Source organism: Dietzia sp. DQ12-76, assembly GCF_014145045.1.
Taxonomy (GTDB): domain Bacteria; phylum Actinomycetota; class Actinomycetes; order Mycobacteriales; family Mycobacteriaceae; genus Dietzia.
On record NZ_JAALDV010000249.1, the window covers coordinates 6,763 to 17,202 of the forward strand.

The window sequence follows — 10,440 nt, forward strand, 5'->3', positions numbered from 1 at the left end:
GTCGCAGCTCCGTCGACCGCTCGAAGCCGCCGGCGGCCACGAGTACACCGCGCCGTGCCCCGATCGACCGCGACCCCGAGCCGTCGCGCACCTCGACCCCCACGACCCGCCCCTCGTCGTCGCGGAGGAGATGCTCTGCCGCCGTCGACAGCCGGAGCTCCGCGGCCTCCATGTCGTCCAGCGCCAGGACGAGCCGGGCCACCCAGGCGCGGCCACCCTCCACTCTGGTGGGGTGCTCCGGGATACCGAACTGGTCCGACGGGACCGAGACGCGGATGTCACCGGCGCGCCCGCCGAGCTCGTCGACGGGGATCGGCTTGGGGTAGATGCTCCGGCCCATCTGCTGGCGACCGGGTGCGTCGAAGTAGTCCGGGAACGCCTGGAACCGCATGGGGATTTCCAGAGAGTCCAACAGATGGTCGACGACCATCGGGCCGGTGTTGAGGTACGCGTCCTGGAGGTCCGGGGCGGTCCGGTCGCCCACCACGGCGCGGAAGTAGGTCCGGCCCGCCTCCACCGAGTCCTCCACCCCGTCGCGCGCGAGCACCCGGTTGCCGGGCAACCACACCGCGCCTCCGGAGTACGCGGACGTCCCGCCGAAACGATCCGTCTTCTCGACCAGGCACGTCGCCATGCCGCGGGAGGCCGCCACGGCCGCCCCGAAGAGGGCCGCGACGCCCGAACCCACCACGACGACATCGAACTCCGTCTCGACCGTACTGTCCTGCTCCGCCACGGGCTCTCCTCGTCTCGTCGTCACCGGGACCTCCGACCGGCGATCGGCATTTCTAGAACACGTTCTACGATAGCGCGACGACCCCGCCCGCGCGGCGAACGACCGGACCCGTGACACCCCGACGACGGGCGGGCATGATCGCGGTGTGACGGACAACCAGGTCGACCACACCGATGACGGCCGCTATATCGTGGTCAAGGGACGACGGTGGCGGGCCACCGATCCCTCGATCCCGGACGCGCTGAGGACAGAGTTGGTCTCCGCGCTCATGACCGGCCGCCGACTCGTGAAGTCCGACGGCGACGCCGCCCGGGTGATGGTGCAGGATGCCAAGGTAGCCCTGGGCGAGCGGGGCGACCCCTGGTGGGAGCCCACCGAGCAGGGCACGCGGGACCGGTTGGCCGCGACGATCCGGACACTTCTGCGCTCCCGGGGCGAGAGCTCGATCTGTCCCAGCGACGCCGCCCGCGCCGTCGGCGGCGACGACTGGCGAGAACTCATGGGGACGGCGCGAGAGGTCGCTCTGGACCTGCGCGCGGACGGCGTGGTCGCCGTGACCCAGCGGGGCGAGGTCGTCTCCGGCACCGATCTACGTGGACCCATCCGCATCGTCGCCGGGGACGCACTCGGCTTCCGGCCACGCCCGGGCGGCACCTCCCCGGCGCCGTGAAGCTACCAGCGGGTAACCCTCGCCGTGCCGCCGTCCACGGCCTTGTACGATCAGGTTCGGTAGGAGACATTCACCTCATCGGCCCGTCCCCCTCTCATGGCGGGTCGTCCAATGGAAAGGCACACCCTTGCGCCGCACAGTGTTCAACGAAGACCACGAGGCCTTCCGCCAGACAATTCGCGCCTTCATCGAAGCGGAGGTGTCCCCGCACTTCCAGGAGTGGTTCGACGCGGGCATGGTGCCGCGTGAGTTCTACTACAAGCTCGCCGACCTCGGCGTCTTCGGCATCAACGTCGACGAGGAGTACGGCGGAGCCGGGATCAACTCGCACAAGTTCGAGGCCATCCAGTCCGAGGAGACCGCCCGCGCCGGCGTGAACTTCGGCGGGTCGGGCGTTCACGTCCTGCTGGGCCTGCCCTACATCAAGGCACTGGCGACCGACGAGCAGAAGCAGCGGTATCTGCCCAAGTTCGTCTCCGGTGAGGAGATGTGGGCCCTGGCCATGACCGAACCGGGGACCGGCTCGGATCTCGCGGGCATGAAGAGCACCGCGAAGCTCTCCGAGGACGGCACGCACTACGTACTCAACGGCGCCAAGACCTTCATCACCGGAGGTGTCCACGCCGACCGCGTGATCGTCTGCGCCCGGACCGCTCCCCCCCGGGAGGACGACCGTCGCTTCGGGATCTCTCTCCTGGCCGTCGACACCTCGCTCGAGGGTTACTCCGTGGGACGCAAGCTGGACAAGGTCGGCCTGAGGACCTCCGACACCGCAGAACTGGCCTTCAGCGACGTCAAGGTCCCTGTGGAGGATCTGCTCGGCGAGGAGAACCGTGGCTTCTACTACCTCGGGCAGAACCTGCCGTCCGAGCGCTGGGGAATCGCCTACGGGGCGTACGCCCAGGCCGCTGCCGCGGTCCGCTTCGCAAAGGAGTACACCCAGCAGCGCACGGTCTTCGGCAAGGAGGTCGCCTCGTTCCAGAACACCAAGTTCGAGCTGGCCGCATGCCAGGCCAAGGTCGACGCCGCGCAGGCCGTCGCCGACCGGGCGCTCGAGGCGCTCGACGAGGGAGAGCTCACCGCGGCCGAGGCCGCATCGGCCAAGCTGTTCTGCACCGAGATCGCGGCCGAGGTCATCGACCGTTGCCTCCAGCTGCACGGAGGCTACGGGTTCATCAACGAGTATCCGATCGCACGCCTGTACACCGACAACCGGGTCAACCGGATCTACGGCGGGACCAACGAGGTCATGAAGACCATCATCGCCAAGGACATGGGTCTGTAGCTCCTGACGCGAAGGCACCCACCGGGACGACGAGGCCCCCACCGCGACCGCGGTGGGGGCCTCTGACCGGTTGGCGGCCGACGTCGGATCAGTGCTTCTCGCGACCCCAGTGGTACTCGAACACCAGGGCACAAGCGGTGATGATCAACGCGGTCGCACCGGCGAGCAGCACCCACCAGTTCCAGAACGCCGCGCCGAAGCCGGTGATCATGACCGAGGCCGCGACGAAGAACGGCCAGAAGCTGTGCGGGCTGAAGAATCCGAGTTCGCCGGCGCCGTCCGAGATCTCCGCCTCTTCGTAGTCCTCGGGGAGCGTGCTGATGCGTCGCGCCACGAACCGGAGGTACCCGCCGATCAACAGACACAGTCCGGCGGAGAGCACGAGCGCGGTCGCGCCCACCCATTCGATACCGGTACGCGAGGTGCCCGTGAGGTAGGTGTACGCGACAGCCAGGATGGCGAGGAAGACCACCAGTCCGTCGAAGATTCTTACTGTTGCGTTCATCGTGCAGGAGCCCTTCGCGTGATACCGGGAGAGACGTCAGTTAGCGGATGCGTTCTCGATGATGTTGTTCTGGTCGCGGGTATCGCTGCGGCCGGTCTTGAACGGTGCCGTGGAGGTGGAATAGGGCGCCTCACCGATCGCCGCGAGCGCCTCGGCGTTGGACGCGATCGGGTTGTCCTGGCGGAACTGGATGTACTCCGCGAAGGCCTCCGGCGAGACCGCCCTGAGTTCGAAGTTCATCATCGCGTGGTACGCGCCGCACATCTCGGCGCATCGACCGACGAACGCACCCTCACGCTCGATCTCGGCGATCTGGAACATGCTCAGCTGCTGGTTCTGGCCCGGGTGCGGCATGACGTCGAGCTTGTAGATGAACTCGGGAATCCAGAACGAGTGGATCACGTCGGCAGCAGCGAGGCGGAACTCGATACGGGTTCCCGTCGGGAGGACGAGCACCGGGACCTCTTCCGAGGTTCCGACGGTCTCGATGTCGTTGAAGTGCAGGTACGACTTGTCCTCCGCCAGGCGACCGTGGATCGGACCGCCTGCGGCGGGCTCACCGTGATGACCGCGGGCCATGCGCTCCTCTTCGGAGAGAACGCCGGCCTCCTCGGCAGCACGCTGGGCCTCCTCGTTGGTGCCGTCCTCGATGGACACGCCGGCGACATCGACCTTGTTGTACCCGAACTTCCAGTTCCACTGGAAGGCGGTGACGTCCACCTTGACGCCGACCTCCTCCTCCGGACGGAGGTCGAGGACCTTGTTCTGCGTGATGACGGTGAAGTAGAAGAGCACCGAGATGATCACGAACGGCACGGCGGTGTAGACCAACTCGAGCGGGACGTTGTAGGCGGTCTGACGCGGGAACTCGCCGTCGTCGTTCTTCCTCTTGCGGTGGAAGGCCATCGTCCAGAAGATCAGGCCCCACACGAAGAACCCGACGATCAGAGACGTGATGACGGTGCCCGTCCAGAACTCCCTGATCGCGATGCCCTCGGGCGTGATCCCGTTCGGGAACCCGAAGTTCACGGTCTGGTTCCACCACTTGTTGTCGGTGTGGAGGCTGCAACCGGACAACACCAAGCCCACTGTGGCGAGCGACACCGCGAGTGCAGCCCTGCGCGTCCGACGACGCCCGTCACGCTGTTCCACCATCACGCCTTCCTGATCAGCGGCACCGACCACGTGGCCGGGACACTTAGGAATCGTAGACCACGGCTCTCAGTTTGGAGGCCGCGGGTCCCGGCATTTCACCCATCCCACCCCTCCACCCTCCGGTGCCGTGGGCCCGAACCCCGGGACCAGTAGTATTCGAGTCCATCGTGGCCCGCGGACGCGGGATCTGCCCCACCCCCGACGACGATCGACGAGGTACCCGACGAATGTGTGGCCTGCTTGGTCTGCTCACCCCCGACGGCTCCGCCCGCACCCACGAGTCGAGGGTCCTGGACGCGATGGGGTGCCAGCGGCACCGTGGCCCGGACGAAGTGGGGACCTGGGTCGACGACGACCTGGCGTTCGGCTTCAACCGACTGTCGATCATCGACATCGCCCATTCACACCAACCGCTGCGCTGGGGACCTCCCGAGAGCCCCGATCGCTACGTCCTGACCTTCAACGGCGAGATCTACAACTATGTCGAACTCCGTGCGGAGCTCCGGGCGGAGTTCGACGCCGAGTTCCGCACCGAGGGTGACGGCGAGCCGATCATCGTCGCCTTCCACCACTGGGGCCCCGCGGCGGTCCGCCGACTCCGCGGGATGTTCGCCTTCGCGATCTGGGACACCGTCGAGCGCACGCTCTTCGTCGCGCGCGACCCCTTTGGCATCAAACCGCTCTACATGGCCAGCGGGCCCGGGGGCACCGCGTTCGCGAGTGAGAAGAAGTCGATCACCGAGCTCGCGGGGGTGCTGGACGTCGACACGTCTCTCGACGCCCGCGCCCTGCAGCACTACGTCACCCTCCAGTACGTCCCGGAGGACGAGACGCTGACGCGCGGTGTCCGGCGGCTGGAGTCCGGATGCCACGCCACCGTCTCCCCCGGCACCGTCCCCGTGATCGAGCGGTACTTCGAGCCGACGTTCCCCGTGGCACCCATCGCCGACGGTGACGCCGAGCGCCGCTACGAGAAGATCGCGGTGGCTCTGGAGGACTCCGTCGCCAAGCACATGCGGGCCGACGTCACCGTGGGGTCCTTCCTGTCCGGCGGCATCGACTCGACCGCCATCGCCGCCCTTGCGCGGCGTCACAACGAGAACCTCCTCACCTTCACCACCGGCTTCGAGCGGGAGGGTTATTCCGAAGTGGACGTGGCCGCGGAGTCCGCGGCGGCGATCGGTGTGGAGCACATCGTCAAGGTGGTCTCACCGGAGGAGTTCGCCGCCGCGATCCCGGAGATCATCTGGTACCTCGACGAACCGGTCGCCGATCCGGCGCTGGTGCCGCTGTACTTCGTCGCCCGAGAGGCCCGCAAGCACGTCAAGGTGGTGCTGTCCGGCGAGGGGGCCGATGAACTCTTCGGCGGGTACACCATCTACAAGGAGCCACTGTCCCTGGCGCCGTTCGAGAAGGTCCCGGGCGGCCTTCGCCGGGCCCTCGGGCGGGTGAGCACGCGGATCCCCGAGGGCACCCGCGGCAAGAGCCTGTTGCACCGGGGATCCATGACCCTCGAGGACCGCTACTACGGCAACGCGCGCTCGTTCTCGGAAGACCAGGTCCGCTCGGTCCTCACCGACTACCGGGCCGAATGGGGCCACCAGGACGTCACGGGCCCCATCTACGAGCGTTCGCGCGGCTGGGACCCCGTCGCCCGCATGCAGCACCTGGACCTGTTCACGTGGCTGCGCGGCGACATCCTGGTCAAGGCCGACCGGATGACCATGGCCAACTCGCTCGAGCTGCGCGTGCCGTTCCTCGACAGAGAGGTCTACGAGGTGGCCTCGCGCCTGCCGTACACGGAGAAGGTGGCGCACGGGACCACCAAGTACGCGCTCCGTCAGGCCCTCGAACGGATCGTCCCCGCGCACGTCCTGCACCGGAAGAAGCTCGGCTTCCCGGTTCCGACCCGGCACTGGCTGGCCGGACCCGAGCTCCACGACTGGGCTCGCGGGCAGGTCCTGGCCTCGGGCACCGACGAGTTCGTGGACAAGGCCGCCGTCCTGCGGATGCTCGACGAGCACCGCCGTGGCGAGTCCGACCACAGCCGCCGGATCTGGACCATGCTGTGCTTCATGATCTGGCACGGCATCTTCGTCGAGGGGCGCATCGTCCCCGACATCGAACAACGGGACTACCCCGTCCGCCTCTAGCCGGGCGGGCCGGGTCTCTCAGGTCCTCAGGCGGGTCACGCCGGGAGGAGCACCGCGAGCTCCTCCGCGGCCTCGTCCCCGTAGGCCGCGGCGAGACGCCGGCGCGCGGCCGCCGGGTCGATGCTCCACTCCTGCGTGCCGGTCGTCTCCAGCACGTGGGTGGCGATGAGAGCACCGAACTGGGCTGAACGCTCCAGCGAGAGGCCGTCGACGACCCCGGTGAGGAAGCCGGCGCGGAACGCGTCGCCGACGCCCGTGGGGTCGAGCAAGTTGTCAGAGGGCACGATGCCCACCTCGAGGGGCTCGGCGCCCTTCTCCACGATGATCACGCTCTTGCCGCCGCGGGTGGTGATGCGGGTGCCGACCTTGTCGTCCAGTTCCCCGGCCGTCCACCCGGTCTTGTTCAGCAGCAGTTCGTACTCGTACTCGTTGGTGAACAGGTACCGGGCGCCGTCGACCAGCGCTGCGGCCGCCTCACCGTCGAGGAACGCCAGCTGCTGGGAGGGGTCTGCGGCGAAGTCGAGTCCGAGCTCGCGGCACTCCGCCGTGTGCGAGTTCATCGCGGTCGGGTCGTTGGCGCCGATGAGGACGATCTCGGGCCGGCCGATGCGGTCGACCAGGCGGGCCAGCGAGATGGTGGCCGCCTCCCCCATCGCTCCCGGATAGAACGACGCCAGCTGGGCCATGCCCGAGTCGGTGGTGCACACGAACCGCGCGGTGTGCAGGGCGGAGCTGATGTGGACCGCCGAGGTGTCGACGCCGTGCCTCTCCAACCAGTCGCGGTACTCGGCGAAGTCCTCACCGGCGGCCCCCACCAGATGGGGACGACGGCCGAGCACGCCGAGCGCGAACGCGATGTTGCCACCCACTCCGCCGCGGCGGATCTGGAGGGAGTCCACCAGGAAGCTCAGCGACACGTGGGCGAGCTGCTCCGGCAGGAGTTGCTCGGAGAACCGACCCGAGAAGGTCATGAGGTGGTCGGTGGCGATGGAACCGGTGATGACTACTGACATGCTCCAGACAGTAGACGACCCGGGCCGACACGCTGTCGGTCCGGGTCGTCGGTGCCCCGGGCTCGCCCCGGGAACTACCCTGGTGAACTCAGTTGAACGAGTCTCCGCAGGCACACGAGCCGGTGGCCTGGGGGTTGTCGATGGTGAAGCCCTGCTTCTCGATGGTGTCGACGAAGTCGATCGACGCACCCGTCAGGTAGGGGACGCTCATCCGGTCGACGGCGAGCTTGATGCCGCCGAAGTCGTCCACGACGTCGCCGTCGAGCGAGCGGTCGTCGAAGAAGAGCTGGTAGCGCAGGCCGGCACAACCACCGGGCTGGACGGCGATGCGCAGCGCCAGATCGTCGCGGCCTTCCTGGTCGAGGAGCGCCTTGGCCTTCGAGGCGGCGGCGTCGGTGAGCAGCACACCGGTGGCGGTGGTCTCCGTGGCGGTGTTCTCCGCAGTGGTCATGTCGGTTCTCCTTGCGATCCGAGAGGGTCTTCGGTGGCGTCCTACGGTGGTGCAACGTCCACCGGGGAGCTCTCTATTCCCCGGACGCCGCGTCGACTGACACGATACGCCTGCAGGGAGCGGCGGGTGAGTAACCTCGGTGCGGCACGATCGCCTAGCCTGGGTGCGTGAAGTTGCGTGCATTCGGCTCCAGTAAAGACGACCCCGGCAAGGGCTCGACGGGTTCCGACTCCGGGCCGGAGTCCTCCCCCGGAGCGGCTGCGGCCGGTGCTGGGGCTGATTCCGCGGCTCCGGCAGGGGACGCCCGGCGACCCGCGGGCAAGGGCAAGCCCACCCCCAGGCGGAGGGACCAGGAGCGCGCGCGAGGTCTGCGGACCGGGCCCGTCACGGCGCCCGTCACCCGCAAGGAGGCCAAGGAGCGGCGGAAGGCCGCCCGGGCGAACATGTCCAAAGACGAGCGCAGAGCCTCCAAGGCCGAGGAGCGGGCCGCCCGTGAGGAGCGCCGTCAGCTCATGATGGCCGGCGACGACCGTTACGTCCTCTCGCGCGACCGCGGCGAGGTCCGTCGCTTCGCCCGCGACTGGGTGGACACCCACCGGCGCCTGATCAACTTCTTCATGCCGCTCGCGCTGTTCGTGATCATCTTCCAGCTGATCCCCAACCCCGCCTTGATGTTCTACAGCCAGAACCTGTTCCTCATCCTCATCGTGGTCGTGGTGGTGGACGGCATCCTGCTCGGGCGCAAGGTCAACAGTGTCGTCCGCGAGCGGTTCCCGGGCACCGAGGACACCGGATTCGGCATGGGGTGGTACGCGGTGATGCGGGCGACCCAGCCGCGGATGCTCCGCACCCCACGCCCGAGGGTCCGTCCCGGCGACTCCATCTGACCTACTGCTGACCTGACGGACGGCTGATCCCACCGACAGCCGACCTGACCGACGATCCACGGAAAGGCCCCGAACGCCATGCGCCTGCTCGTCCTCGGCGGCACCCGCTCGGGCAAGTCCGCCCACGCCGAATCGGTGGCCGTGGCCACCGGCGGGAACGTGGTGTACGTCGCCACCGCGCGATCGGACCACGACGACGCGGAGATGACCGCCCGGATCGCCGTGCACAAGGACCGGAGGCCGGCCGAGTGGTCCACCGAGGAGACCGACGAGATCACACGGGTACTCGCCGATCACCCCGACGACACGGTCCTCGTCGACGACCTCGGAGGCTGGCTGACCCGCAGGATGGACGCCACCCTCGGATGGTCCGACGGCGGGGCGGCCGTGGCCGGTGAGGTCGACTCGTTGGTCTCGGCGGTCACCGCCCACACCGGTTCGCTGATCCTCGTGTCCCCCGAGGTCGGCCTCGGGGTCGTGCCCGACTCGCTCTCCGGGCGCCTCTTCTCGGATCTGCTCGGTGGGCTCAACCGGCGGCTGGCCGACGTGTGCGACTCGGCCGTCCTCGTCGTCGCCGGGCGGGTCCTGACACTCTCTGACACCGCGGTCCCCGCCGCGCAGCGAGCGATCGAGCCGCCACCCGCTCCGGAGACCCGGCCCGGGGTCGAGAAGGTGGTCGCGGTGGCGGTCGCGCCGGGGCCCGAGGACTTCCCCGGTCTCGGGGACGTCGAGTACTACGACGACCCCGTGACTTTCCCCCCGGTCCACCCGCCCTCTTACACCGTGGCCGACGAGGCCCGAGCCCGGCAGCTGGAGCTGACCAAGCCGTCGGGCTCGCTCGGTCGGCTCGAGGAGATCGGGGTGTGGATCTCGGCGTGCCAGGAGACCTGCCCGCCCCGTCCTCTCGACCGAGCGCGGGTCGTGGTGTTCGCCGGCGACCACGGTGTGGCCACGAACGGGGTCTCCGCCTTCCCGCAGGAGGTCACCCTGCAGATGGCCGACAACATCGTGGGCGGTGGTGCGGCCGTGTCCGTTCTCGCCCGCGCGGCGCGGGCGACGGTCCGGGTGGCCGACATGTCCATGGCCGCGGAACGCCCCGGAGGGTTGGACGACCACAAGATCCGACGCTCCAGCGGGTCGATCGATCGTGAGGACGCGCTGAGCCACGACGAGGTCCGGGCCGCGGTCGCGGCCGGCCGCAGGATCGCCGACGAGGAGGTCGACTCGGGTGCGGATCTGCTCATCGCGGGCGACCTCGGCATCGGCAACACCACGCCGGCGACGGTGATCACCTGCCTCGTCACCGGTCGCGAGCCGGTCGAATTGGTCGGCCGTGGCACCGGGATCGACGACGGCGGATGGATGCGCAAGACCGCGGCGATCCGTGACGCGATGTTCCGGGCCTCCGGTGACCTCCGCGACCCGGTGGGCATGCTCCGCCGGGTCGCGGGCGCCGACCTCGCCGCCATGGCGGGATTCCTCGCCCAGGCCGCGGTCCGCAAGACCCCCTGCATCCTCGACGGGTCGGTGGTCACGGCGGCGGCACTACTCGCCGAGGCCCTGGCACCCGGGGCTCGCCAGTGGT

At 68.8% G+C, this 10,440-nt stretch carries 10 protein-coding genes; 5 read left to right on the plus strand and 5 right to left on the minus strand.

The genetic code is table 11. The annotated features are described in order from the left end of the window. The coding region (locus G6019_RS17265) for an FAD-dependent oxidoreductase (protein ID WP_309230199.1) at positions 1-736 on the minus strand (736 nt) is incomplete at its 3' end. Between the two features lie 145 nt (positions 737-881). On the opposite strand from G6019_RS17265, the gene G6019_RS17100 reads away from it, so the two are divergent. Together G6019_RS17100 and G6019_RS09260 are read left to right on the plus strand one after the other, a co-directional pair. Next, positions 882-1,406 (plus strand): DUF3253 domain-containing protein, encoded by a 525-nt coding sequence (locus tag G6019_RS17100; RefSeq protein ID WP_107756192.1) that lies wholly within the window; start codon positions 882-884, stop codon positions 1,404-1,406. A gap of 127 nt (positions 1,407-1,533) precedes the next feature. After that, complete coding sequence (locus G6019_RS09260) at positions 1,534-2,691, plus strand: acyl-CoA dehydrogenase family protein (RefSeq protein WP_107756191.1); 1,158 nt, start codon at positions 1,534-1,536, stop codon at positions 2,689-2,691. 88 nt (positions 2,692-2,779) lie between these two features. Here G6019_RS09260 and G6019_RS09265 read toward each other — a convergent pair whose 3' ends face one another. Both G6019_RS09265 and ctaC read right to left on the minus strand, forming a co-directional pair. Continuing rightward, complete coding sequence (locus G6019_RS09265) at positions 2,780-3,196, minus strand: cytochrome c oxidase subunit 4 (RefSeq protein WP_107756190.1); 417 nt, start codon at positions 3,194-3,196, stop codon at positions 2,780-2,782. 36 nt (positions 3,197-3,232) lie between these two features. Beyond that, positions 3,233-4,351 (minus strand): aa3-type cytochrome oxidase subunit II, encoded by a 1,119-nt coding sequence (gene ctaC, locus G6019_RS09270; protein WP_107756189.1) that lies wholly within the window; start codon positions 4,349-4,351, stop codon positions 3,233-3,235. Between the two features lie 227 nt (positions 4,352-4,578). Here ctaC and asnB point away from each other — a divergent pair, with 227 nt between their 5' ends. After that, complete coding sequence (gene asnB, locus G6019_RS09275; RefSeq protein ID WP_182612967.1) at positions 4,579-6,504, plus strand: asparagine synthase (glutamine-hydrolyzing); 1,926 nt, start codon at positions 4,579-4,581, stop codon at positions 6,502-6,504. Positions 6,505-6,539: 35 nt separating this feature from the next. On the opposite strand, the gene G6019_RS09280 is transcribed toward asnB, so the two are convergent. Further along, positions 6,540-7,517, minus strand: coding sequence for a carbohydrate kinase family protein (locus G6019_RS09280; RefSeq protein WP_182612965.1), 978 nt, complete (start codon positions 7,515-7,517; stop codon positions 6,540-6,542). 88 nt (positions 7,518-7,605) lie between these two features. Continuing rightward, entirely contained in the window at positions 7,606-7,968 is a 363-nt protein-coding gene (locus G6019_RS09285; protein WP_107756186.1) for a HesB/IscA family protein, read from the minus strand. A gap of 167 nt (positions 7,969-8,135) precedes the next feature. Between G6019_RS09285 and G6019_RS09290 the strand changes: the two genes are divergently transcribed. Both G6019_RS09290 and G6019_RS09295 read left to right on the plus strand, forming a co-directional pair. After that, positions 8,136-8,855 carry a DUF3043 domain-containing protein gene (locus G6019_RS09290; RefSeq protein WP_182612964.1) on the plus strand — a complete coding sequence of 240 codons (720 nt, stop codon included), beginning with the start codon at positions 8,136-8,138 and terminating at the stop codon, positions 8,853-8,855. Between the two features lie 78 nt (positions 8,856-8,933). After that, the coding region (locus G6019_RS09295; protein WP_182627477.1) for a bifunctional adenosylcobinamide kinase/adenosylcobinamide-phosphate guanylyltransferase at positions 8,934-10,440 on the plus strand (1,507 nt) is incomplete at its 3' end.

Coding starts and splice junctions, on each gene's coding strand:
- G6019_RS09265 (WP_107756190.1), bottom strand. CDS start 3,196: ATGAACGCAACAGTAAGAATCTTCGACGGACTGGTGGTCTTCCTCGCC.
- ctaC (WP_107756189.1), bottom strand. CDS start 4,351: ATGGTGGAACAGCGTGACGGGCGTCGTCGGACGCGCAGGGCTGCACTC.
- G6019_RS09280 (WP_182612965.1), bottom strand. CDS start 7,517: ATGTCAGTAGTCATCACCGGTTCCATCGCCACCGACCACCTCATGACC.
- asnB (WP_182612967.1), top strand. CDS start 4,579: ATGTGTGGCCTGCTTGGTCTGCTCACCCCCGACGGCTCCGCCCGCACC.
- G6019_RS09285 (WP_107756186.1), bottom strand. CDS start 7,968: ATGACCACTGCGGAGAACACCGCCACGGAGACCACCGCCACCGGTGTG.